This is a genomic window from Streptomyces sp. NPDC049970 (genome assembly GCF_040660235.1).
Lineage (GTDB): Bacteria > Actinomycetota > Actinomycetes > Streptomycetales > Streptomycetaceae > Streptomyces.
Genome location: NZ_JBFALP010000009.1, coordinates 147,289 through 171,869 on the forward strand (window position 1 = coordinate 147,289; position 24,581 = coordinate 171,869).

Here is a 24,581-nt window from a genome sequence, read left to right on the forward strand (position 1 = left end):
GTGTCGGGTTCCTCGGGAGCGTGGGTGGGTGGGTGGGTGGGACGGACGGCGGCCGGGGCTCTTGGAGACCGATGGTGTCGAGGGTCTCCCCGGCCAGGACGCCGCAGGAGCGAGGAGGCATCATCCCCATATGCAGATGAAATATATGTATGAAAACGGAGGCTAGGCGGCTGAACACGCCGAGGTCAATGGGTGCGACGACGCGGATCTACGATGTGCTCATGCCGGAGAACAGCGGTGTCCGCGGTGTGAAGTCGGCGTCCCGTACCGTCGCCCTGCTCGAACTCCTCGCAGCCCGCGGCGACCGCCCGGCCCGCCTGGACGAACTCGCCGGGGAGCTCGGCGTACCGCGCAGCAGCATGTACCAGTTGCTGCGGACCCTGATCGACTGCGGCTGGGTACGCACCGACACGACGGGCTCCCTCTACGGCATCGGGATCCGCGCCCTGCACACGGGTACGAGCTACCTGGACAGCGATCCGCACGTGCGCGCGGCGCGCCCGTACCTCGACGAGGCGTCGGACGCACTCGGCGAGACGATCCACCTGGCCCGGCTCGACGGCCCGAACGTGGTCTACCTCGCGACACGCGAGTCACACGAGTACGTACGCACCATCAGCCGCGTCGGCCGCAGGATCCCGGCCCACGCGGGAGCGCTCGGCAAGGCTCTGCTCGCCGAGCGTCCGGACGACCGGCTTCCGCTCCCCGCGGGCCCCTTGCCCGCGCGCACGGCGAACACCCTGACCGACCGGGCCGCGCTGCTCGCCGATCTCGCCGGGGTGCGCGAGCGCGGCTACTCCGTCGACCGCGAGGAGACGGTGAGCGGCATCGCCGGGTTCGGCTTCGCCCTGCGGTACGACTCGCCGGCCGTCGACGCCGTCAGCTGCTCGGTACCGGTGGCGCGGCTCGGCGAGGAGCACGAGGCCCGGGTCGTGGCGGTCATGCGGGAGATCAGGGCGAAGATCGAGAGTGCGCTGTCGCCGGCTCCGGGCGCTCCCGACTGGCGTTGACCCGCGCCGTCGTCATCCGTGAGGGCGCCCGCCCCTCGGACGCCGCCGTCGGAAGGGGCGGGCGCCCTCGGGGTGCTCACCGGAGCCGCGGCGTCCGCGCCGGTCCACGCCCCGCCGGACGGCCCCGCCGCTCGTCCTCCGTCTCCGTCGCGTCAGGGGCGCGGCACGTCGAGCGCGTTCAGCAGCCGGTCGACGTCGTCGTCACACGTGTAGGGGGCGAGGCCGACGCGTACGCCGCCCGCCTCACCGAGGCCAAGCCGGTGCGACGCCTCCCACGCGTAGAACGATCCGGCGGGCGCGTCCACGTCGCGCTCGGCCAGCTCCCGGGAGACGTCTGCGGGGGTCCTCCGCGCCACGGTGAACAGGGTGGTCGGCGTACGCCGTGCGGCACGTGAGTACACCGTGACGCCGTCCAGCGCGGCCAGACCCTCCTCGATCCGCCTGTTCAGCCGGTCCTCGTGCGATTCGAGTGCCGTGAACGCGCGGCGCAGGTCCTCCCGCCGGCCACCGGCACCGCCGGGCACCAGGCCGGCCAGGAAGTCCACGGCCGCGGTCGCCCCCGCGAGCAGTTCGTAGGGCAGCGTGCCGAGTTCGAAACGCTCGGGCACGGCGTCGCTGGAGGGCAGCAGCTTGTCCGGCCGCAGGGTGTGCAGCAGCTCCGGCCGGCCCGTCAGGACGCCGAGATGCGGTCCGAGGAACTTGTAGGGCGAGCAGACCAGGGTGTCCGCGCCGAGTGCGTCCAGGTCGACCGAGAGGTGCGAGGCGTAGTGCACGGCGTCGACGTGGAGGAGCGCCCCGGCCCGGTGCACCAGTTCCGCGACGGCGGAGATGTCGGGGCACGTGCCGATGAGGTTGGAGGCGGCGGTGAGGGCGACCAGCCGGGTACGCCCTGACAGCACCGCCTCGACATGTCCGGTCTCCAGCTCACCCGTGGCGGGGTCGAAGTCGGCCCACCGGACCGTCGCCCCCACGGACTCGGCGGCCTGCACCCAGGGCCGTATGTTCGAGTCGTGGTCCAGTCGGGAGACCACCACCTCGTCGCCCGGCCCCCAGTCCTTGGCCAGGGTGCGCGCCAGGTCGTAGACGAGCTGGGTGGCACTGCGCCCGAAGGCCACCGAATCGGCCTCGGCGCCGAGCAGATCGGCGAACGCCTGCCGCGCACCGTTGACGATCGCCTCGGCGTTGCGGCCGCCTTCCGTCAGCCCCCCGCGGTTGGCCAGCGGCCGGGACAGCGCCTCGGAGATCGCGTCGATCACCTGCTGGGGCGTCTGGGTGCCACCGGGGGCGTCGAATCGGGCTGTTCCCGCCTTCAGCGCGGGGAAGCAGGCGCGGATCGCGTGCACATCGAGAGCGTCGCGGGTGGCGGGGTCGCCGGTGGTGGCGCCTGCGGTGGTGATGTCGCTGGTCAAGGGAACTCCAGGGGGACGGAGCGAGGGGGCCGGAGGTTCATCATGGGCAGCGCCGGCCGGATCGGCAACGGGCATCGCGGCGCTGCCGCGTTACCGGGCCACCGCGCCACGGGGCGTCCTGGCAGGTGGACCTGCCTCACCGTCCGAGGCCCGTGAGGCCGTCCCCCAGGATTCCCGCCCCCAGCAGGAGGAACACGATCACGGTGATCACCGTGCTGTTGCCGACCATGAAGCGCCTGACACCGTCCAGGAACGACACCGCACGCTCTCCCCCGAGGAGGTGGACGACGACCGCGCCGAGGACGGTGCAGGAACCGATGAGCACGAAGACCGTGACGGCCAGGGCGAGATCGGTGTCGTCCGTACCCGCTTCGGCGATCGAGGCGGCGGCCGACGCGGTCAGGACGAGGTTCTTCGGGTTGGCGCCCGACAGGAGCGCACCCAGGAGCAGCGCCCGGGATGCCGAGACGTCGTCGAGTGACGCCATCCAGCGGGGTGTCCGGCTCTCCTCCCCCGCACGGGGACGCCGCCACCACTTGCGTGCCCCCAGTGCGATGAGGGCCCCTCCTGCGAGGATCCGGCCCCAGTCCGCGATCGCCGACGAGGGGCTGTCGGGGTCGTGCGCCCCGCCGAGGACGGCCACGACGAGCGTGGCCACGATCCCGAGTCCGGCGATCCATCCGGCCGTGAAGAGCAGACCGTTCCGCCGGCCCCGCGGTCCGGCCAGGATCAGGACGATCCCGATCAGGGGGAAGGGGCTGAGCGCGACCGCGAGCGCCGTGGGCAGCACGGCTCCGATCGTCTGCGTCAGCATCGACTTCCCTTCCGAACCGCACTCGCGGGGCTCCTCGGAGCGCGTCTCAGGACAGTACCGGGGGCGCCCTTCCGGCGGACTCCCGCACCGCCGTCCGTACGGGTCGTCGAAGTGGCGGTCGAGTGGGTGTCGAACGGGTCGTGACGTGCGGCGACCACCCGGGACGGGGCGTCGCTTCCGACGGCCCCGCCCCGGGTGGAGGACCCGTGCCGCTATCCGGCGTAGGTCTCGAACTCGGCGATCTTCGGCGTCCCCGTCGAACCGGTGATCTCGAACGTGATCTTCTTCAGCGAGGTCTTCGCGAAGGTGATGACGCCCGCGCCGCTGCCGGAGGTGAGGACGGCGCCGGTGTCACCGTTGACGACCCTCCAGGAGCCGATGGCGGAGCCCGAGGCCTGACGGATGTCGACCTTGGACACGGAGGTGGCCGCGCCCCACTTGATCGAGATGGAACCGGTCGAACCGGCCGGTGACCAGGATGTGTTCAGGTCACCGTCCCGGACGTTGCCGTAGCTCGACCCACCCGCCTTGCTGGAACCGTCCGAGCCCGCACCGATGCTGAGGTTGGTGCCGCTGGGCTGGGTGGGGTCGGGCGTGGGAGTGGTCGGGTCCGGGGTCGGCTCCGTCGGGGTCGTCGGTGCGGGTGTCGGCGTCTGCGCCGAGCAGTTGCCGTCCGACACCTTCAGCCCCTTGCCGGCGCCGGCGGTCTGGGTCACGACGGCGGGTACGCAGCTCGCGCCGTCGAGGGTGTAGGCGTAGGGAATGCTGACGGTGGTGTTGGACTTCGGGTCCGGTCCGGCCGGGTTGTTCTCCGAACCGGGCGCGGACCAGGTCACGTTGTCGAACGTGTTGCCGCTGACCTGCCAGTATCCGGCCGCGTCGGTGTAGAAGGTGCCCAGGACGTCCTTCGAGTCCTTGAAGTAGTTGTTGTCCACCTTGGCGCGCGCACCGGCCCTGGAGTTGATGCCGGACTCGTTGAGCTTCACGTAGTAGTTGTTGTAGATGTGCGCGATGCCACCGCGCAGCAGCGGTGTGCGCGAGTCGATGTTCTCGTACAGGTTGTGGTGGTAGGTGATGTAGCCGTTGGACAGTTCGGTCTCACTGGATCCGACGAGGCCGCCGCGGCCGGAGTTGCGCAGGGTGCTGTAGGACAGGGTGACGTACTGGGTGTTGTCCTTCAGGTCGAACAGGCCGTCGTAGCCCGCCGACTCGCCACCCGACGCCTCCAGGGTGGTGTGGTCGACCCAGACGTTGCGGACGTCGCTCTCCATACCGATGGCGTCGCCGCCGTTGGACGTGGGCGAGCCGGACTTCTTGACGTTCCGCACGGTCACGTTCTGGATGATGATGTTGCTGGACTGGCGTATGTGGATACCCAGTTGATCGAAGACGGCACCGCTGCCGACGCCGACGAGCGTGACGTTGCTGATCTGCTTGAGCTCGATCACTCCGGCCGCGGTGTTGCAGCTGCCACCCGACACCTTGGTGGTGTTGCCGTGGTTGATCGTGCCCTCGACCTCGATGGTGATCGGGGTGCTGCTGCTGGCCCGGCCGCACAGCGCCGCGTGGATCGCGGTACCCGTGGTGGCCCGTACCGTCTGCCCGCCCGCTCCGCCGGTCGTGCCGCCGTTCTGGGTGGCGTAACCGGTGGCACTGCCGGTCACCGCCGCCGATGCCGACGGCATCGCCACCATCACGCCTGTCGCCGTCGCCAGAGCAGTCGTGGCCAGCGCCGCATAGAGTCGCAGCGCGACTGGTCGTCTCATGTCGTGTCCCATTCGTCTTCGAATGCCGGGTGTTGCCGCTGGATACGGCAGCGCCGTACGCGCGTCGGCGGGCCTGCCGGGCGTTCGCCGGCAAAACCGCGTCGCCCCGGTCACGCAGGCGCTTCCCACAGCGATCGGATCGGCGGTCACGCCGCCGGTCCCGAGACGCGGTATCGCCGGAACCGGCCTCGGAGCGGCGTGCGCCTCGTGGCACGCACCGGTCGTTCCGCGACGGATCGGCGATCTGTGTGAAGACCTGCACCGGACCGGTGGCGGCTCATGCGCGACCGTCACGATGGCCGTCGCGACGGGCGCTTCCACCGGGCGGACCCCAGGAGGGGAAAGCGCTTTCTGCCCGTGACAATAGAGCCGCCACGGCGCGGCTGACAAGGTTCATGACACGCACGAATGCCGACTGCGGATCCGTGGCCCGGGCAGCTCCCGCGGTCCCGGCCCGGCGCCGGGACCGCCTCGGGCTCACCCGGGGGACGTCGGCAGCAGCCCTTCGTCCACGAGCCGGGCGAGCTGCGCCGGGTCGCCGAAGGCCGAGCCGACGGCGACGGCGCGGCAGCCCGCGTCCAGGAACTCGCGGGCGTTCGCCGCGCCCATCCCGCCGGTCGCGACGAGGCGCACCTCGGGGAACGGGGCGAGCTGTGCGCGCACCCACTCCGCGCCGAGCACGGACGCCGGGAACGCCTTGAGCCAGGTGAGCCCGGCCTTGAGCCCGGTGTCGATGTCGGTGGACGTCGCGACACCCGGGAGGTGCGGGACACCGATCTCGTCGGAGAGCCGGACGATGTCCAGGTCGAGGCCCGGGGCCACGGTGAACTGCGCGCCCAGCTCTGTGGCACGGCGCAGCTGGGCGGGGAACCGCACGGTACCGGCGCCGACGGACCGGCCCCGCTCACGCCCGGCGGCCACCGCGGCGGCGAGCGCGCCGAACGCCTCTTCCGTCTGCACCGGCACCTCGACGGCCGTCACACCCGCGTCCCACGCGGCGTGGCACAGCTCGACGGTCTTCCGCGGGGACAGCCCGCGGAAGATACCCATCACCCGGACGTCGGCGAAGAGCCGGTCGAAGGGCTGGTCCTGGGTCATGCTCGTCCCTCCTGGAGTCCGAGGTAGCGGTCGATCTCGTCACGTGGCGGCACCTCGGGGCAGTCGCCGACGATCTGCACGGCTCGCGAGGCGACCAGGTGACCGAGCCGCAGCGAGCACTCGGGGCCGAGCCCGCGCAGCCAGGCGCTCAGCCACCCGGCGGCGAACGCGTCGCCCGCTCCGACCGTCTCCACGACCGGGACCCGCAGTGCGTCCGCCCAGGTCGTCCCGTCCGGGCCGTAGACGCTCGCGCCGGTCGCCCCGTCCTTCACGACGAGCACCGCGGGCTCCGGCAGCAGGTCCCGGACGTCCTCCGCCGTGTCGGTGCCCCACAGGGTGGCTGCCTCGTCGCGGCCGACGAAGACGATGTCGGCGCGCCTGGCGATCGCCGCCAGCTCTCCCGCGGCCTCCGCGACGGACCAGAGCCCGGGTCGGTAGTTCACGTCGAAGCTGACGCTCGCGGTGCCGAGCGACCGGTCGGCCACCACGGCGCGCGTCAGCCGCCGGCACGACTCGCTCAGGGCGGGCGTCGTCCCACTCAGGTGCACGACGCCCGCGCCCTCCGCCGCAGCCGGGTCGATGCCCGTCACGTCCATCCGCGACGCGGCCGAACCGCGGCGGTAGTAGTGGACACGGGTGGAGGGCCCCTGGGGGTCCTTGGCGTAGATGCCCGTCGGGGCGGCGTCGTCGGTGACGACGAACGAGGTGTCGACACCCGCCCCGGCGACGTCGTCGAGGACGATGCGGCCGAACGGGTCAGCACCCAGGGCGCTCACCCAGCGTGAACGGTGGCCGAGGCGTGCGAGTGACACCGCCACGTTCGACTCGGCGCCTCCGACGCGCACCACGAAGCGCGATCGGTCGGTGATGGGGCTCGCGTCCTCGGGAACGAGCATGGCCATGCTTTCGCCGATGCAGACCGCATCGGCCGGTAGATCAGTCACGTCTCCCGCCTTTCCGGAAGTTCCCGTCGCACTCCACCTTGACGCTGTGCGGGATGCACATCACAAACGGGCGGGATACGGGCAGGGATTCCCCGGTGACACTTCCGGGGACGACCGGAGGTATTGGGTGACGCGCTGGTCGCCGGGGGTGCGCGGGGCAAAGCCCGGTTGTTCCGGCCGTTGCCCGTACGCCCAGGATGTCATCGGACTGTCGGTTCTCGACCAGGGATCCACTACCGCGAATATGTGTTGACGGCATATTAGTTTTTTTGCGATGGGAAGAATTTGCGGCCACAGAACGGAGGGCCGTCTTGCCGCCCGCCGAAGTGCCCTGATGTGATGGCACATTAGGGACGGACGGGACCGGGGGACGTCGGTGTTCGTGGGGTGGCAGCAGCAGCTGCTCAGGGGCCTGCTGGAAGGACGAGTTTCATGGGTGAGGACATAGGCGGGCACGGGGTCCGGTTCCGGATCCTGGGCTCATTCGAGTGCTGGGACGGACCGGAGCGCGTCCGAGTGGGTGGGTCCGTACACGAGAAAGTACTGGTCACCCTGCTCCTGGAGCCGCAACGCGTACTCCCGGTCTTCCGGCTGGTGGAGGCCGTCTGGGACGACAACGCACCGGCCACCGCAGCCCACCAGGTGCGCAAGGCGGTCGCCGAGCTGCGGCAGCGTATCCCCGACGGACGGAACCTGATCGTCACCGAGGGGCCGGGTTACCGGGCGCTGACCACACCCGACCAGGTGGACCTCAGCCGGTTCACCGAGGCACTGAAACAAGCCAGGGAAGCGACGGCTGCCGGACAGAATGCCTACGCGGCGACGGCGCTGCGCGAGGCGCTCGACCTGTGGCGGGGCCCCCTGCTCTCCGGCAGCGGCGGCTCCGTGCTGTCCGCGGCCTCCGCGGCCCTGGAGGAACGTCGGCTGACCGCCGTCGAGCAGCTCTTCGATCTGCGGCTCGCGGCCGGGGACAACGGCGAACTCGTCGGCGAGTTACGTGAGTTCATCGAGGCCAATCCGCTGCGCGAGACGCTGCGCGGCCAGCTGATGCTCGCCCTCTTCCGATCCGGGCGGCAGGCCGAGGCCCTGGAGGAGTTCGCCAAGGTCCGCGAGTTCCTGGTCGACGAACTCGGCATCGGCCCCGGCGACGCGCTCACCGACCTGCACCACGCCATACTCCGCAACAGCCCCGAGCTCGCCGCCCCGCCCCAGCCCGCCGGGCCGGCGCCGTTCGCCCCGGAGGGCTCGCCCTCCACCCTCCCCTACGACCTGCGCGACTTCACCGGCCGAGAGGAGGAGGTCGGCCAGCTGCTCGGTTTCGTGGAGGAGGCGCCCGGTACCGGGCCGCTCATCGTCGCCATCGACGGCATGGGCGGCAGCGGCAAGACCTCACTCGCCGTACGCGCCGCCCACCAGCTCACCGACCGGTACCCCGACGCTCAGCTCCACCTGGACCTGCGGGGGTTCACCCCGAGCGAGCCGCCGCTCAGCGCCGGTGCGGCCGCCGAGGCCCTGCTGCGCATGCTCGGCGCCCCGGGCGAACGCATCCCCGACGACGCCGAGGGCCGCATCGCCCTCTGGCGGCGCACCATGAGCTCCCGCCGGATGATCCTGCTGCTCGACAACGCCGCGGACGAGTCCCAGGTCAGACCGCTGCTCGCGTCACCCACCCAGACCCTCGTCCTGGTCACCAGCCGCGCCCTGCTCTCGGACCTGGACGCCGCGCACACCGTCTCCCTCGGCGTCATGCCTCCGCACGACAGCGTCGCCCTCGTCGAGGGCGTTCTCGGCAGTGCCCGTGCACGCGCCGAGCCCGAGGCCGTCGCGCAGCTCACCGAACTCTGCGGCCATCTGCCGCTCGCCCTGCGCATCGCCGCCGCCAGGCTGCGCAAGCGCCCGCGCTGGACGGTGCGTTACCTCGTCGACAGGCTCCGCGACGACGCCCACCGACTCGCCGAGCTCAACTCGGGCGAGCGCAGCGTCGAGGTGACCCTGCGGCTCTCGTACGAGGGTCTGTCCGCGGAGACCCGCGAGGCGTTCCGGCTGCTGGGCCAGCACCCGGGGGCCGAGATCGAGGTGTACGCGGCGGGAGCCCTGCTCGACAGACGGGCGCGGGACGCGGAGGACGTCCTTGAGTACCTCCTGGACATGCACCTGCTGCAACAGCACGAGACCGGCCGCTACACGTTCCACGACCTGGTCCGCAGCTTCGCCCAGAACCTCTCGCGCGGCACCGGGGGCCCCTCGCCGGAAGCCGGCGACGGCAGCCCGGGCGACGAGGAGGCGGCTCGCGCCGTGCGCCGTCTGCTCGACTACGCCCTGGGTGCCACGGACGCCGCCTGCGACCTCCTCTTCCCCGGGCGGGCCCGCATTCCGGGCTCCGAGCGCCTGCCGGGCGCCGAGCTCCCGCCACTGCACACCCCGGAGCAGGCCAGGGACTGGCTGGACCGCGAGCAGAACTCACTGCTCGCCGCCGTCTCCCTCGCGTACCGCTGGGGGCTGGACAGCCACGTCGGGCTGCTGGCCGCCAACGTTGTCTTCCCGCTGGACCTGCGCGGGCGACTGGAGGAGTTCCGGGAGCTCAGCCGCACCGCGGTCGCCGCCTCGCGCAGGCTCGGCGATCCGGCGCTGCTGCGGCTGAGCCTGTCCAACCTCGCGGTGGCCTGCTGGAAGCTTGGCCGCTTCGAGGAGGGGATAGAGATGTCGGAGGAGGCGTACGGCCTGGCCGTCAGCCTCAACGACCGCCGGGGCGAGGCCAAGGACACCGGCGTACTCGGCCTCCTGCTCAGCGCGCTGGGGCGGTACGGCGAGGCCCTGCCCCGCCTGGAGCAGTCCATCGCCATCAAGCGGGAGCTCGGTGCGGAACGCGCCGAGGCCGAGTCCCTCACCAACCTCAGCAATCTGTACGCCGAATGGGGCCGGTATCCCGAAGCGGTCACGGCCGCCACCCGCGCCGTCTCGCTCTCGCACAGCATCGGGGCGATCGACAAGGAGGTGGAGGGCCTCGTCGATCTCGCGATCGCCCGGCTGGGCCTGGACGCGGTCGACGAGGCAGCCGAGGTGCTGCGGCGCGCCCGCAAGCTGGCCGTGGACGTCATGTCCCCCGCCGACATGTCGCTGCTGCTCGCCCTGTCCGCCGATGCCGCCGACCGGCTCGGCGAGAGCGCGCAGGCCACCGAGTGGGCCGATTCGGCGCTCCAGCTCGGAGACCTGAGCGGCGCGCCGATCCGAGAGGCCGCCGTCGGCAACATCGTCGGCCGGCTGCACGCCCGCAGGGGCCGGCACGCCCTCGCCCTCGAACTCCACCAGCGGGCGCACCGCGCCGCCTCCGGGGTGGGTTACCGCGTCGAGGAGGCGCGCGCGCTGGCCGGTATGGCCCGCGCCCTGCGACAGCTCGGTGAACACGAGGCGGCTCGGGTCCATCTGACGGCGGCGGACCTCGCGTTCGAGGCGATGGGCATCCCGCAGGGCAGCTGACGACGAGAGCGCACCCAGGCCCTCCCCCGGCCTCCCCGCCGGCGCTCCGGACGCCCGGCGCACCCGTCGTCCGGTACCGACGCGAATGAGCGGATGCCCCGCTCCCCTGTGGGGGGGCGGGGCATCCGCTCGACGGATTCACCGGGGGCGGGGAGGCGACCTGTGACGGCAGGGCTCACACCGCGAGGTTCGGACCCTCACCCGAGGTGGGGGCGAAGTTGGGGCCCTCACCGGACGCGGGGACGATGTTGGGGCCCTCACCGGAGGTCGGGCCGTCGGTCGCGAAGTTCGGACCCTCACCGGACGTGGGAGCGAAGTTCGGACCCTCACCCGAAGTCGGGACGATGTTGGGGCCCTCACCTGAAGTCGGCTCGTCAGTACCGAAGTTGGGGCCCTCACCAGAGATGGGGACGATGTTCGGACCCTCACCCGAAGTCGGGCCGTCGGTCGCGAAGTTCGGACCCTCACCGGACGTGGGAGCGAAGTTCGGACCCTCACCCGAAGTCGGGACGATGTTCGGACCCTCACCGGACGTCGGCGCGGTGGGCGCGGCGTTGGGGCCCTCGCCGCCGTCGGTGAACAGGTGCGCGGTGGCCACCGAGGCGAGCACGACACGGTCCGTCGTGGCCTCCGCGGCGGCGATGCCGCCCGCCCCCAGCGTGAGGACAGCAGCCGTGACGATTCCCGCGATCGTGAACACCGAGTTCCGCATCTGATTTCCGCCTTCTGGTGGGGTCCTGCCTGGGCTTTCCTTCTGACAGGAATGACTTTCGCCGGACCCGCTCCCGGCCCGTTCCGCTTCCGCTACCCGCTGTTTCCGCCCGACGGGAACGGGGCGGGAAACCCTGACCAGACACGGCGGAAGGGCGTCTGGAGGGCGTCTGGAGCCCCATTGCGTGAAGGACCCGCCGGGTCGTCGGCGGGTCCTTCACGGCATGACACGGGGGGAGGGACTCAGGCCAGGCGATCCAGAACGGCCGCCGTGCAGCGGGCGAGTTGGGCGGGCGTGAGGGCGGTGAGCACGACGTGCCCGTCCCGCACCTCTCGCACGCCGTCGAGCGCCGTGATGCCCTGGGGGACGCGGGACGCGTCGGGCAGCGGTACGGCGGAGGCGCATCCGACCAGGACCGGCGCCTCCATCGGCTTCCCCGACAGCGCGCGCACCAGTTCCCTCTCGGGAACCAGCCCTGTGGTCAGCTCGATCAGCCGGGAGGCGGGCCGACACGACTGCCGGGTGAGGGAGTTGATGATGCGGAGCCCCTGTCCCGTCTGCGCGATGCGGGTGAAGGCATATCCGAACTCGTAGCCGGCGAGATCGAGCAGACCGGTGGCCAGGGCCCGGATCTCCGCCTCCTCCTGCCCGGTGAGCGGCGCGGGAAAGGTGTGGACGGGTGTTCCCCCGCGCTCCGCCCCGGCGGCCCCGGGCCCGCCCCCGTCTCCCGGCCCGGGCTCGGACCCGGCGCGGGGTCCGTCCGGTCCGGTGGAGCTCAGTTCGACGATGCCGGTGACCCTGTGCATCCCTTCCGCCGTCAGTGTCTCCACGCCGTACTCGACGTCGTACGACAGGGATCCGTCCCGTGCCTCCGCGGGCAGCGCGACCGCCTCCCACTGGGGGCCGCTGCGGGTCAGCAGGCCCCGGATACGCTCCGGGTCGGCCAGCAGACAGGGCAGGGCGGCCGGGTTCGGGGACAGGCTGAGGCGTTCGGCCGTCTCCAGTACGGCGGGCAGGGCGGCCGCCTCACCGCAGGCGATCATCCTGCTCACCCGGTGGGTGCGGGCCGTCTGCGCGAGGTACGCGCGGAGCGATTCGTCGTCCGGGAAGCCGTCCGTGTCCGTGACGGTGAGGATGTGGAAGCCGGCCTCCGTGGCCTCCGCCACCAGCCGCGGCGGCGGTGAGACGAGGAGGAGTCGCCGCGGGTCGGAGTCGCTCCGCCCGGCGGGCGACGTCATGGCTTTCCCCCCGTGTCCTGTGGCTCGGGGGCGTCGGCGTCGGCGTCGGCGTCGGCAAGGAGCACGTCGGCGAGCACGCCGCCCTTACCCCAGTGACCGGGATCCACGTCCCGCACGATGACGGTGACGGCCTCCTTGGGGCATCCCGCTATGCGGGACACGCAGGCGGTCAGTTCTGTGACCAGCTCCTGGCGTTGGGCACGGTCGTTCCCTTTCCACCAGTCGACGGAGATGACGGGCACGGGGAGCTCCTCTGTTCGAAGTGGGATGACGGTGTGCGGTCGGCTGACCGTCGCACCGGCAGGCTCGTGCGCCGGAGGCCGGTGCACGACGGGGTGCTGCTCAGGCGAGTGTGGGGACGGCCGTTCCCGTCTGTTTCCCGGCACGTTCCCTCCTCGTTCCGCCGACACGGCCGGCGGTCCCTCCGGGCGGGAACGGACCGGGACTCCGGCGGGAAGGCGGCCAGGCACGCTCTGTTCCAGTCAAGAGGCCCGCCCCGCCACTGGAGCCACGATGAGCCTGCTCAGTCCGACGAAACGGGAGCCGATTCCGGCATCCGGCCCCGCGTCCGGTACCGCCCCCACGGGCAGCCCCGCAGCGACCGGCGCCACTCCCGCATCCCCCACTCCCCGTCTCCTTCACACCCTCCGCGAGGACCTGCACGTCGTCGTCGCCCGCGACCCGTCGGTGCGGGGCTCGAAGGAGGCCGTACTCCATCCCGCGCTCACCGCACTGTGGGCGCACCGGGTCGCTCACCGCCTGCACGGCCGCGGCCTGCGGATGCCGGCCCGGCTGCTCGCCCGGTGGGCGCGGCGGGTGACCGCCGTCGAGATCCATCCGGGCGCGGTGCTCGGCCGCCGGGTGTTCATCGACCACGGCGCCGGAGTGGTGATCGGCGAGACCGCCGTCGTCGGTGACGACGTGACGATGTACCACCAGGTCACCCTCGGCGCGGTCGGCTGGTGGAGCGACAACAAGCGGCCCGAGGGAGACCGCCGCCACCCCGTGGTCGGCAGCGGTGTGATCCTCGGTGCGAACGCCACCGTGCTCGGCCCGGTGACCGTCGGCGACCGCGCGGTCATCGGCGCGCAGGCACTGGTCAACAAGGACGTCCCCGGTGGCGCCCGGGTACTCGCCCCCACCGCCGTCATCAAGGAGCCGGGCCGCCGTCCGGAGTTGATGGAGGACGTCTTCACCGTCATCGCCTCCGCGGGTTCCTGGTGATCTCCCGGACTCCGCACCGCCCCCCGCTCTCCCGACCTTCCCGCCCCCCGGTACGACTCCCCGATTGCGAGAGATGAGAACCGTGTCGATCACCGCACAGGCCCCCCTGGCCCACACCGCCCCAGTCCGCCCCGCGGTCGCCTCCCGTATCGAGGACCTCGTGGGCTCCACGCCCCTGCTGGAACTGCGGCTCCGTGACCTGGCTCCCGGCGCCCGCGTGCTGGCGAAGCTGGAGTCGGCCAACCCGATGTCCTCCAGCAAGGACCGCGCCGCGCTCTACATGCTGCGGGCGGCCGAGGACCGCGGCGACCTGCCGCCCGGCGGCACCGTTATCGAGGCCACCTCCGGCAACACCGGTATCTCGCTCGCCGCGTTCGCGGCCTCCCGCGGCTACCGCTGTGTGATCGTGCTCCCGGACAACGCCACCACCGAGCGGGTCAAGCTGCTGCGCGCCTTCGGGGCGGAGATCGTCCAGACGCCGAGCGCGCTCGGCTACCCGGGGGCGATCGCCGAGGCGGAGCGGCTGCACGCCGCCACTCTCGGCTCCTGGTTCCCCTGCCAGCACGAGAACCAGGACAACGTCCGGGCGCACTACGAGACAACGGGCCCCGAGATCCACTCCGCCGTCGCCACCACCGGCCGCCGCATCGCCGCCTTCGTGTGCGCGGTCGGCACCGGCGGCACCCTCACCGGCGTCGCCCGCCACCTGAAGGAACAGGACCCGGACGTGCGGGTGATAGCCGTCGAGCCGGAGAAGTCGCCGATCCTCTCCAAGGGTTACGCCGGTCAGCACCGCATCCCGGGGCTCAACGGCGGTTTCGTCGCCGACACCACCGACGTCACACTCATCGACGAGGTGCTCACCGTCTCCGACGAGGACGCCCTCCACACCGCGCGCAGGCTCGCCCGCGGTCAGGGTCTGTTCGCCGGCGTCTCGTCCGGTGCTGCCACGTACGCCGCGGAACTCATCGCTCGCAGGCCCGAGTTCAGTGACCGCGTGGTGGTGACCCTGCTTCCCGACACCGGCGAGCGCTATCTGAGCATGTGGGAGGCCTGAGCATGAGTCACGCCATGTTCCGGGCGTACGCCGACGCGGTGAAGGCCGAGATCGGGGTGGCCACCACCACCCGGTTCATCGCTCTCGCCGAGACCACCGACGGCCGCTTCGGGCTCTTCCACCACTCGATGCTGCCGGGCGCCGGTGGTGCCGATCCGCACTACCACTCCCAGATCTCGGAGTCCTTCTACGTGCTCTCGGGCGAAGTACGCCTGCACGACGGGACCGGATGGCGCACCGCTCGGGCGGGGGACTTCCTGCACGTGCCGGAGAACGCCGTGCACGGCTTCCGCAACGAGAGCGACTCCCTCGTGGAGATGCTGATCATCTTCACCCCGGCGGAGCACCGGGAGGGCTACTTCCAGGGCCTGGCCGCTCTCCTCGCCGACGGCAACCGACCGTCGCGCGAGGAGATGGTCGCCCTGATGGAGAAGTACGACCAGTACGAGGTCGAGGCTCCCGACACCGACCACGACCACCCGCCCTCCCACGGGGACGGGCACCACCACCACGGCGCCGACGGCTCACACACGCACCAGGCACCGCACGTCCACCACTGAAATCACAGGCACCACAGGCATTACAGACACCGCTCGACTCCCCTTCGCCTTCATCCCACTTCCATCTCTGGAGAACTCGCCATGAACCTCACCAACTGGGGCCGCTTCGGCCTGCTGGCCGCCCTGTGGGGCTGCAGCTTCGCCTTCATCAAGATGTCCCTGGAGGCCTTCGCACCGCTCCAGCTCGCCTCCGGCCGTCTGATCGTCGGCGCCCTCGTCGTGCTCGGCATCCTCGCCCTGAAGCGGCTGACCCTGCCCTCCCGCAAGATCTGGGGGCACATCGCCGTCGCCTCGGTCTTCGGCAACGTCATCCCCTTCACCCTCTTCGCCATCGGCGAGCAGCACACCACCGCGACCACCGCCGGCGTCATCCAGGGAGCGACTCCCCTCATCACGATGGGCGTCGCCGCCCTCGCGCTCTCCGAGGAGAAGCCGACGACCCGCAAGGTGATCGGTCTGATCGGCGGGTTCATCGGGCTGATCGTGGTCGTCGGGCCCTGGAACACCGACGGGTTCGGCACGCTGGGCGGTCAGCTCGCCTGTGTCGGCGCCGCGGCCAGCTACGCCGTCAGCTTCGTGTACGTACGCCGCTTCATCGGCCCCCACAAGCTGCCGGCCCTCTCCGTGACCGCCGCCCAGCTCGGGTTCGCCGCCGTCATCACCGTGGTGGTGACCACCTTCATGACCGGCTGGACACTGCACGGCGACCTGACAGCCAAGCCGCTGCTCGCACTCCTGGTGCTCGGCGCCGCCTCGACCGGCATCGCGTTCGCCCTGCTCAACCGTCTGATCGCGGACGCCGGGCCGACCACCGCTTCCGGCGTGAACTACCTCGTGCCGGTGTTCTCCGTGATCGTGGGTGTCCTGGCCCTCGGGGAGCCGCTGACCTGGAACGTGCCGGTGGGCGGAGTCGTCGTCATCGCCGCGCTCGCCCTGGCGGAAGGCCGCATCTCCGCCCTCTCCAAGCGCTCGGCAACCGAACCTCCGACGCCCGTCGCCCCCGCACGCGTGCCTGAGGAGGCCCGCCCGTAGCCAGGGGACGCACAGCGCACCACACCGAGCCGGGGCCGGCGCGGACACCCTTTGCGGGTGCCTGCGCCGGCCCCGGCTCGTTGCGCCACGGGTGCAGCAACTAGGCGCCTCTGTAAGGCAGTTGACGTTATGACGACACGCGTCCGGTGGTCCGGGACGCTTCCCGGCCATGTCCCTCGCGGCGGTAGCGGAGCGGGAGTGCGGCGGGACCGGAGGGAGCCACTCTGAGGTCACAGGACGAAGGGAAGCACCGGAACCCTCGCCCCTCCCCCACCCCAAGGAGTCCACCGCATCATGCGCACATCCACCTCGGGAACCCTCACCGCGACCCCCCTCGGGGACGCCCGCATCATCGCCTCCGCCGAATTCGAGTTCGCCTCGCTCCCCGGCCGGCGGACCACGCTCGCCACTCCGGTGAGTCCCGCCGCGGGCGCCACCCACGTCACCCTGCACGTCGTGCGAGTCGCGGCGGGCGAGTCGTTCAGCCCCGAGGCCAGCGCCGAGGAGGAGAACACCGCGGTCGTCTTCTCCGGTCTCGGCACCGCGACCGTCGGCTCGCGCACCCAACGGATCGGCCGGGCCGACGCCGTGTACGCGCCCACCGGCCAGGCCCTGACCCTCACCGCCGACACGGAGGACCCCGGCGCCGGCCCGGACAGCCCGACCGCCGATGCGGAGGGTCTCACCGTCTACGTCTGGCGCACCCCTCTGGCCGCAGGTTCCGTCCCCGGTACCGACCCCGAGCCGTTCTCCAGCCTCTGGGACGAGACCACCCAGCTGCGCGGCTTCGGCGGCACCGGCCAGATCGCCCCCGACGCCAAGCGCGCCACCATGAACTTCGTCTTCTGGCCCGGCAACGGCAGCAGCCGGCTCTGCCTGCACTGCGGCATCCAGCAGCCCGGTGAGACCTTCAGCGTCCACCTGCATCCCGACAGCGACGAGTCGATGATCGCCTTCGAAGGCATCGGCCAGATGTATCTCGCCGACCGCTGGGTCGACGTGTCCCCCGGAGACGTCCTGTACGCCGCACCCGGCGTCCTGCACGGCACCCGCAACCCGCACACCGGTCCCGACGCCCTGCGCTTCGTGACCTGCGGTGGTCCCAGCCCGTACGACCCGGCGCTCTACTCCGCCGCCGGTCTCTCCTCCGACGTCAGGTGATCTGAGCCATGTGCCGCATCCACGGATCCTTCCACGCCCGTACCACCGCCCAGGAAATGCGCGACGTCGCCGCCCTCCAGCACCACGGCGGGCCCGACGCCCAGTCCTTCGCCCAGCACTCCGGCTGGGCACTCGGCAACAACCGGCTGTCGATCATGGACCCCGAGGGCGGTGCACAGCCCTACCGCCTCGGTGACATCACCGTCGTCTTCAACGGCGAGCTCTACAACCACGACCGGCTGCGCACGGAACTCATACGGCAGGGCTTCCACTTCGAGGACCGTTGCGACGGCTCGATCCTGCCGGCCCTGTACCTCACGTACGGCGAGCGGTTCGCCGAGCAGCTCGACGGCATGTTCTCCGTCGCCGTCATGGACCTGCGGTCCGCCCCGCGCCTGGTGATCGCCACCGACGCCTCCGGGATGAAGCCCCTCTACTACCACTGGGAGGAGCGCAGCGGCCGGTTCCACTTCGCCTCGGAGCTGCCCGCCCTGCTCGGCTTCACCGACGTACGGCCCTACGAGGACGAACTCGGCCTGCACACCTACCTCTCGGCCAAGACGCCCTTCGGCCAGCGCACCATGTTCCAGGGCATCGACGTGCTGCCGCCGGCCGCCACCGCGGTCGTCACCCGTGCGGAGGGCCTGCACCTCACCACCCGGCGCATGGGGTACGAGAGCGCGCCGCCGGTCCGCGAGGAGCGCAGCCTCACACAGGCGGGCGGCGAACTGCGCGACCTGCTGGCCCGCGAGGTGTCACGGCTGCTCATCGCCGACGCCCCGGTCGCCGCCATCACCTCCGGCGGTCTCGACTCCAGCCTGGTCACGGCACTCGCCGCCAGCACCCTGCGGGACCGCGGCGCGACCGGCGCCCTGCACACCTTCAACATCGCCTACACGGGCAACTGGCCCGGCGACGAGCGGGAGTTCGCCGCCGAGGTGTCCCGGCACACCGGCACCGTCCACCACCAGGTGGAGATCGACCCGGCGACCTTCCCCGACCTGATGGGCGACGTCGTACGGCACCTGGGCCAGCCCAACGCCGACCCGATCACCCTCAGCACCTTCTCCCTCTTCCGGGCGGTCCGCGACGCCGGCTTCAAGGTCGCCCTCACCGGCGACGCGGCGGACGAACTCTTCGGCGGATACGCCCGCATGACGCAGGCCGTCGCCGCTCCGGAGGGCTCGGACTGGGCCGGCGCCTACCTCGACCACCTGGCCGCCGTGCCGCGCTCCCTGCGCGAGCACCTCTACACCGGCGACTACGCCGCACGGGTCCTGTCCCACGGCTCGGCCATGCCGCCCGGCCTCGGCGAGATCCTCGCGCACGGCTCGGGCAGCCGCCTCCAGCGGATCTCCCGCATCGAGCAGCGCTACCGGCTGCCCGCCTACCACCTGCGCCGGGTCGACCACCTGTCGATGGCGAGCTCGGTCGAGGCCAGGCTGCCGTTCTGCCAGCCGAGCATCGTGCGCTACGCGGCGACGCTGCCCGACCACCACCGCACGATCCCCGGCACGGGCGTCAAGCGCGCCCTGTACAAGGCCGCCGACGGACTGCTGCCGGACAGTGTCCTGAACCGCCCCAAGCAGCCCTTCACCCTGCCGATCACCGCGATGCTGGCCCCCGGCCAGCGGATGTGGGCGATGGCCCGCGACGTGCTCTCCCCGCAGGCGCTGCGCGCCGACGGGAGGCTGCGGTACGAGGCGGTGGACGCGCTGTTCGCCGAGCAGGCGGTCAAGCCGTCCGACCAGGTGTCTCTGGCCCTGTGGGCACTGATGTCGCACCAGATGTGGCGCACCGAGTTCTTCGGCGCGGCCGCCGGGGCCTCACTGCGCACGCCCGAGCCGGCGGGAGCACTCGGATGAACGTCTCCCTCGCCAAGGCACACGGCGCACCCTGCCCCACCGCTGTCCTCGACGGCCGGTCCTTTCCCGAATCCGAATCCGAACTCCTCGGCGCACTGGCCGAGTTGCGGGCCGATCTGAGCGGGCAGGGCGCCGGCGACGTACTCAAGAACGCCATCGTCCGACCGTCCAGGCACCCGCTCTTCGACCTCGACTACCGGTTCGTGCAGTCCCTCCCGCAGAGCCACGACAGCTTCGACCTGCGCGGCTCGTGCGGTCACTCGATCCTGGCCGCCGTCGAGGCGGCTGCCCGCACCGGCATGATCCAGCCGCTGGTGCCGGGCTGCCGGGTCCGGGTCAACGTGCTGAACAACGGCGACAACGTGGTGTGCGAGACCGAGGAGACCTCCGACGGGGGCACCCGGTTCACCGCCCACTTCCTGTGCTCGCCGCCGCTGAGGCTGCCCGAGCTGCTCATGACGGGTGAGACCGTGACCCACGTCCCCTTCGAGGGCCGCTCGGTGCCCGTCTCCCTGGTGTCGATGGGCAACGCGTACGCCTTCGTCGACGCCGCCGACCTCGGTGTGAGCGGCCCCGACGCGCTCTTCGCGGACGATCCGCGACTGTTCGACGCCATGACCAGGCTGCGGGTCGCGGTCTGCGAGTCCCAGGGCTGGGACACCTTCGGGGCCTTCCCGAAGATCGCGGCCCTGCTGCCGCAGGAGAGCGGCGGACTGTACGTGCGGGCAGTGTCCGTGCCGTCCTGGCACCCCACGGTCGCTCTGACCGGCGCGATCTGCCTGGGCGCCGCCGCCGGGATCGCCGGCAGCGTGCCCTGGTCGCTGGCCGGGTCGGCGGCACGCGACCCCGACGCACTGCTGCCGGTGCGCACCCCCGGCGGGTGCGTGCGGGTCGCCGCCCACTCGACGCACGGCACCGACGGAGTCCGCAGGCTCGCCTGGGTCTCGGTCGCCGAGAAGCAGGTCGAGTACCGGGGGCTGCTGTCGCGCCCCCGGGCCACGGCCCCGCGGTCTGTCGCCGCGGCCGGCCGCCGTACCCCCGTACTCGCCACGTCCGACCACTCATCCGAGGAGACCTCGTGGGTTCCGCAGACAGCCTGACAGCCGTGCGCGGGAGCATCCCGCCGCAGGCCCTGACCGATTCCTACGCCGCCACCACGTACGCCGCGCCGTACACACCGGCGGACTTCCACCGTGCCGGTCGCGTCGATCCCGTCCGCCGCGCACCCCTCACCCCCTCACCCGAGGTGCTGAGCCGGCTGGCGGCCTGCGCCGAGGTGGCCGATCGCAGCGGGGAGCCGGACCGTGAGGCCGTCGCCGTGCTGCGCGAGAGCGGACTGCTCGCCCTCGTCGTGCCGAAGTCCCACGGCGGTGCGGGAGCCGACGCGGTGGCACTCAACTCCTGTGTCGAGCAGGTCGCCTCGGTGAACGCCTCCGCCGCGATCATGCTCTTCCAGCACTGCGCCGTCACGAGCCGGATCGTCGAGAACGGTTCCCCCGCACAGCACCGCGAGGTGCTGCCGAGACTGGCCGGCGGCCAGTGGCTGGCGGCTTCGGCCTGGTCGGAGAGCGGGGCCGGGGCAGCCAAGAAGAACCTCTCGACCCTGGCCCGACGCACCGCCGACGGAGGCTGGTTGCTGGACGGCGCGAAGTCCTTCACCACGAGTGCCGGGCTGGCGGACGTCTATCTCGTCCTGGCGCAGTCGCAGGAGCCGGAGGAGGAGTCGCGGGGGGACGAGCCCGCCGCGTCGGACTCCTCGTCGAAGGACACCGGATACGGCGCCGCCGGGCAGACGTTCTTCCTGATCCCCGGCGACAACCCCGGTCTGCTGCCCGACACCTCGCTCAGGCTCGCCGGGATGCGCGGCTCCGCCACCGGTTTCGTGTCGGTGCGGGAGTGCCGTGTCCCCGACACCGCACGGCTCGGCGCCACGGGTGTGGCCGCGTCCATCATCGCCCGGGTCAGGAACAGCGGGGCCTCGCTCGGCGCGGTCGCCGTGGGGATCGCCCAGGCCGCGCTCGACGCCGCGCACGAGCACGCCTCGCGCCGGGGGCTGCACGCGCACCAGGCGGTACGCCACCGCCTGGTGGACCTGACGACCCAGGTCGAGACCGCACGCGCGGTGGTGGAGCGCGCCGGCCGCCGCACCTCGGCCGACCCGGGACTGACCACCCTGCACTCCAAGCTGGCCGCGTCCGCGACGGCCGAGCGCGTGGTGGCGGACGTGGCGCAGTTCCTCGGCTCGGCGGGATACGTCGAGACGCACCCGATCAACCGGTTCGGGCGCGACGCCCGTGCCGTCGCCCTGATGGGACCGACCAACGACCTCTGCAAGGAACTGGTGAGTCTGTCGTGGAACCGCTGAACACCGAACTCTCGTCCCGCATATCCCAGACGTCCCGTCACACCCGGGCCGAGGCCGACCTGGTGGTGGAAGGGGGCCGCCTCGTCACCCCCGAGGGAGTCCTCGACGGCACCGTCGTCGTCCGCGACGGCCGTGTCGACGCCATCCTCGCCCCCGGCGACCCGCTCCCCCCGGGGCCGCGCCTGGACGCCCGCGGCCGGTACGTCCTGCCGGGCCTCATCGACTCGCACGTGCACTTCCGCACTCCGGGGCTGGAGCACAAGGAGACCTGGGAGAACGGCAGCCGGGCCGCCCTGGCCGGCGGCGTGACCACGGTGATGGACATGCCCAACACCCGTCCGCCGTCCCTGGACGCGCCCTCCCTGCGGGCCAAGGCGGCTCTGATCGCGGGCCGCTCCTACGTGGACCACCGCTTCCACCTGGGGGCCGACCCCGACCACCCGGAGGTGCTCGCCGACCTGGACCCGGCGGTGGCGACCTCGGCGAAGGCGTTCATGGCCGGGCACCACACCGCGCCCGTGGTCTTCCGTGAGGCGCACGAACTGGAGGCCGCGTTCGCGTCCGCCGCACGCGGCGGCGTCCGCCTGGTGCTGCACGCCGAGGACCAGCACGTCTTCGACCTGCTGGACTCGCGCAGCGGCGACCCCGAGTCGTACGACGCCTACGAACCGCACCGCCCGCGCTCGGGAGCGATCGTCGCGGTCGCCAAGGTCGTCCAGCTGGCCCGTACCCACGGCACGAAGGTGCACATACTGCACGTGTCGTCGGCGGAGGAGACGGACATGCTGGCCGCGGCGGCGGCCGAGGGGCTGCCGATCACCTTCGAGGTCACCGGCCACCACCTGTCCTTCACCGACCACGACACGGCCCGGCGCGGCCCGCGCACCCGGCTGTCCCCGGCGATCCGGGCCCCGCGCGACCGCGAACGGCTCTGGCAGGCGGTGCTCAGCGGGGAGGCCACCACCGTCGGCAGCGACCACGCCCCGCACACCGTCGAGGAGAAGAACCGCCCGCCGGCCGAGGCGCCACCCGGCCTGCCGGGCGTCCAGGAACTCGCCGTATCGGTGTGGACCGGGATGCTCGCGCGCGGAATCGAGGCCGACACCGCGGCGGCCCACCTCACGCGGCTGATGGGCACCGGGCCCGCGGACCTGTTCGGGCTGGCGGGCAAGGGCAGGCTGTCGGTCGGCTCGGACGCCGACCTCGCGCTCCTCGATCCCACCGCGCGCTGGCAGTTGTCGGCCTCCCACGTGGAGTCGCTGTGCGGCTGGTCGGCGTACGAGGGCTGGATGTTCACCGGCCGGTTCACGACCGTGGTGACGGGCGGCAGGGTGGCCTGGGACCTGGAGCGCGGGACGGTGGGCGAGCCGAACGGCCGCTGGCTGCCGGGACCGGTCCCGCCTGCCCCCGAGTCCGTCACGCCGCCCACGATGGACCGCGAGCTGGAAGGAGCCTCCCGATGAGCGCCACGAGCCTGCTGACCGAATCCGTGACACTGTCCGCACCCTCCGCGACAGCGGTTGCCGCCCACGACCCCGGGGCGTTCATGTCCCGCGACATCCCGGCCGACGAGTTCCGTGCCGCGATGTCCTCTCTCGCCGCCCCTGTCACGATCGTGACGTGCTACGACGACACGGGTACCCCTCGGGGCCTGACGGCGAGCGCGGTCTCCTCGCTGTCGCTGGACCCGCCGTTGCTGCTGGTCTGCCTGGACAGGGGCTCACGCACCCACGACGTACTGACCGGCGCGGCGGCCTTCACCGTCCATCTTCTCGGCCCGGAGAACGAGGCCCTGGGCCGGAAGTTCGCCGGCCCGACCGCGCAGCGCTTCGAGGACGTCGAGCTGGCCAACGGCCCGACCTCCCTGCACGCTCCCCAACTGGCGGAAAGCGCACTGCGGTTGACCTGCTCACGGTACGACCTGATCGAGGCGGGTGACCACACGATCCTGGTGGGGCGGGTCGCCGCCTCCGACTGCCTCGGCCGCCCGGCCGGCGGCTTGGTCTGGCACCACAGGGGCTTCGCACACGCGAGGCCGGTGGAGGCGCGCTGACCGGGTCGGGGAGTGTGAGAACAGTGCCCCGTCCACTCCGGTCCCGGCCGGAGCGGACGGGGCACTGTCGCGCCTACTCGCCCTGCCCGTCCCGCTCGTCCGTGAAGTGGGCGAGCGTGTCGATCACGCGCTCGGCGATGTCCGACGGCCACGGGAACGAGGGGGAGACCGCTCGCTGGTGGGCGAGTCCGTGCAGGCCGAGCCAGAGCGCGACGGCGTCGGCGGCGACGTCCGTGCTCGTCGCACAACCGGCGGTGACGCAGCCGTCGAGGGCCGCGACGATTCGCCGAATACTCTCCTGACCGAGCGCGGCCATGTCCTCCACGGTCACGGAACTCGCGTTCAGATCGGGCGCCCAGAGCCCCCCGAACATCGTGCGGTAGCGGCCCGGATAGGCCTGGGCGAAGTCCAGGTAACCCCGGCACAGAGCCGTGAGCCGCTCCCGGGCCCCCTCCCCCGCGGCGTCCACGGCGACGCCCAGCTGTTCGTCCAGCTCGGCGAAGGCACTACGCACCACGGCCAGCATGATGGCCGGCTGGTCGGGGAAGTGGCGATAGATCGAAGGGGCCGCGATGCCGACCCGACGGGCGACGGAGCGCAGGGTGATGGCGCTCTCGTCCCCGGTCTCGTCGAGCAGCTCGACAGCCGCCGCCACGATCTCGTGGCGCAGCCGGGCACCCTCGCCGCGGCGGTTGCGGACGCGGACGGGCGTCGTGGAGGTTTCGTCTGCCATGCTGTTACCTTACAGGGCGAAACTTATAGGGCTGCCCAGTGATCCTGGTACGACCGGTACCCG

The 24,581-nt window shown here is 71.9% G+C and carries 21 protein-coding genes; 12 read left to right on the plus strand and 9 right to left on the minus strand.

Annotated elements, in window-relative coordinates; genetic code table 11:
* Window positions 1-221: 221 nt before the first annotated feature.
* Entirely contained in the window at window positions 222-1,010 is a 789-nt protein-coding gene (locus tag AB0I83_RS18505) for an IclR family transcriptional regulator (RefSeq protein WP_363305327.1), read from the plus strand.
* A gap of 152 nt (window positions 1,011-1,162) precedes the next feature.
* Here the strand turns inward: AB0I83_RS18505 and AB0I83_RS18510 are convergent, their stop codons facing one another.
* The 5 genes from AB0I83_RS18510 to AB0I83_RS18530 form a co-directional block, all read right to left on the minus strand.
* Complete coding sequence (locus AB0I83_RS18510; RefSeq protein WP_363305328.1) at window positions 1,163-2,419, minus strand: cysteine desulfurase-like protein; 1,257 nt, start codon at window positions 2,417-2,419, stop codon at window positions 1,163-1,165.
* A gap of 136 nt (window positions 2,420-2,555) precedes the next feature.
* Window positions 2,556-3,233, minus strand: a complete 678-nt coding sequence (locus AB0I83_RS18515) for a GAP family protein (RefSeq protein ID WP_363305329.1) — start codon at window positions 3,231-3,233, stop codon at window positions 2,556-2,558.
* Between the two features lie 212 nt (window positions 3,234-3,445).
* Window positions 3,446-4,999, minus strand: coding sequence for a pectate lyase (locus tag AB0I83_RS18520; RefSeq protein ID WP_363305330.1), 1,554 nt, complete (start codon window positions 4,997-4,999; stop codon window positions 3,446-3,448).
* 477 nt (window positions 5,000-5,476) lie between these two features.
* Window positions 5,477-6,097 carry a bifunctional 4-hydroxy-2-oxoglutarate aldolase/2-dehydro-3-deoxy-phosphogluconate aldolase gene (locus AB0I83_RS18525; RefSeq protein WP_363305331.1) on the minus strand — a complete coding sequence of 207 codons (621 nt, stop codon included), beginning with the start codon at window positions 6,095-6,097 and terminating at the stop codon, window positions 5,477-5,479.
* On the minus strand, window positions 6,094-7,041 hold the full coding sequence (locus AB0I83_RS18530; RefSeq protein WP_363305332.1) for a sugar kinase: 948 nt from the start codon (window positions 7,039-7,041) through the stop codon (window positions 6,094-6,096). Before AB0I83_RS18530 ends, AB0I83_RS18525 begins: the two co-directional genes overlap by 4 nt.
* A 432-nt stretch (window positions 7,042-7,473) precedes the next feature.
* Here AB0I83_RS18530 and AB0I83_RS18535 point away from each other — a divergent pair, with 432 nt between their 5' ends.
* On the plus strand, window positions 7,474-10,518 hold the full coding sequence (locus AB0I83_RS18535) for a BTAD domain-containing putative transcriptional regulator (RefSeq protein WP_363305333.1): 3,045 nt from the start codon (window positions 7,474-7,476) through the stop codon (window positions 10,516-10,518).
* A gap of 175 nt (window positions 10,519-10,693) precedes the next feature.
* Here the strand turns inward: AB0I83_RS18535 and AB0I83_RS18540 are convergent, their stop codons facing one another.
* The 3 genes from AB0I83_RS18540 to AB0I83_RS18550 form a co-directional block, all read right to left on the minus strand.
* Window positions 10,694-11,230, minus strand: coding sequence for a hypothetical protein (locus AB0I83_RS18540; RefSeq protein ID WP_363305334.1), 537 nt, complete (start codon window positions 11,228-11,230; stop codon window positions 10,694-10,696).
* 242 nt (window positions 11,231-11,472) lie between these two features.
* On the minus strand, window positions 11,473-12,468 hold the full coding sequence (locus AB0I83_RS18545) for a hypothetical protein (RefSeq protein WP_363305336.1): 996 nt from the start codon (window positions 12,466-12,468) through the stop codon (window positions 11,473-11,475).
* Entirely contained in the window at window positions 12,465-12,710 is a 246-nt protein-coding gene (locus AB0I83_RS18550; protein ID WP_363305337.1) for a 4-oxalocrotonate tautomerase family protein, read from the minus strand. The genes AB0I83_RS18545 and AB0I83_RS18550 overlap by 4 nt, the downstream gene beginning before the upstream one ends.
* 271 nt (window positions 12,711-12,981) lie before the next feature.
* Between AB0I83_RS18550 and epsC the strand changes: the two genes are divergently transcribed.
* The 10 genes from epsC (at window position 12,982) to AB0I83_RS18600 (ending at window position 23,785) form a co-directional block, all read left to right on the plus strand.
* A complete protein-coding gene (gene epsC, locus AB0I83_RS18555) occupies window positions 12,982-13,692 on the plus strand; it encodes a serine O-acetyltransferase EpsC (RefSeq protein ID WP_363305338.1) in 711 nt (236 codons plus the stop codon).
* 73 nt (window positions 13,693-13,765) lie between these two features.
* Window positions 13,766-14,749: a cysteine synthase family protein gene (locus tag AB0I83_RS18560; protein ID WP_363305339.1), complete on the plus strand. Its 984-nt coding sequence runs from the start codon at window positions 13,766-13,768 to the stop codon at window positions 14,747-14,749.
* 2 nt (window positions 14,750-14,751) lie between these two features.
* A complete protein-coding gene (locus AB0I83_RS18565; protein WP_363305340.1) occupies window positions 14,752-15,309 on the plus strand; it encodes a cupin domain-containing protein in 558 nt (185 codons plus the stop codon).
* Between the two features lie 81 nt (window positions 15,310-15,390).
* Complete coding sequence (locus AB0I83_RS18570; protein ID WP_356530676.1) at window positions 15,391-16,341, plus strand: DMT family transporter; 951 nt, start codon at window positions 15,391-15,393, stop codon at window positions 16,339-16,341.
* A 294-nt stretch (window positions 16,342-16,635) separates the two neighbouring features.
* Window positions 16,636-17,502: a cupin domain-containing protein gene (locus AB0I83_RS18575; RefSeq protein ID WP_363305341.1), complete on the plus strand. Its 867-nt coding sequence runs from the start codon at window positions 16,636-16,638 to the stop codon at window positions 17,500-17,502.
* Window positions 17,503-17,510: 8 nt separating this feature from the next.
* On the plus strand, window positions 17,511-19,367 hold the full coding sequence (gene asnB / locus AB0I83_RS18580) for an asparagine synthase (glutamine-hydrolyzing) (protein WP_363305342.1): 1,857 nt from the start codon (window positions 17,511-17,513) through the stop codon (window positions 19,365-19,367).
* Complete coding sequence (locus AB0I83_RS18585; RefSeq protein ID WP_363305343.1) at window positions 19,364-20,467, plus strand: PrpF domain-containing protein; 1,104 nt, start codon at window positions 19,364-19,366, stop codon at window positions 20,465-20,467. Before asnB ends, AB0I83_RS18585 begins: the two co-directional genes overlap by 4 nt.
* Entirely contained in the window at window positions 20,446-21,732 is a 1,287-nt protein-coding gene (locus AB0I83_RS18590; protein ID WP_363305344.1) for an acyl-CoA dehydrogenase family protein, read from the plus strand. The genes AB0I83_RS18585 and AB0I83_RS18590 overlap by 22 nt, the downstream gene beginning before the upstream one ends.
* Window positions 21,729-23,195 carry a dihydroorotase family protein gene (locus AB0I83_RS18595; protein ID WP_363305412.1) on the plus strand — a complete coding sequence of 489 codons (1,467 nt, stop codon included), beginning with the start codon at window positions 21,729-21,731 and terminating at the stop codon, window positions 23,193-23,195. Before AB0I83_RS18590 ends, AB0I83_RS18595 begins: the two co-directional genes overlap by 4 nt.
* Window positions 23,192-23,785, plus strand: a complete 594-nt coding sequence (locus AB0I83_RS18600) for a flavin reductase family protein (RefSeq protein WP_363305345.1) — start codon at window positions 23,192-23,194, stop codon at window positions 23,783-23,785. The genes AB0I83_RS18595 and AB0I83_RS18600 overlap by 4 nt, the downstream gene beginning before the upstream one ends.
* A gap of 73 nt (window positions 23,786-23,858) precedes the next feature.
* Here the strand turns inward: AB0I83_RS18600 and AB0I83_RS18605 are convergent, their stop codons facing one another.
* On the minus strand, window positions 23,859-24,518 hold the full coding sequence (locus tag AB0I83_RS18605; RefSeq protein WP_363305346.1) for a TetR/AcrR family transcriptional regulator: 660 nt from the start codon (window positions 24,516-24,518) through the stop codon (window positions 23,859-23,861).
* Between the last annotated feature and the right edge of the window lie 63 nt (window positions 24,519-24,581).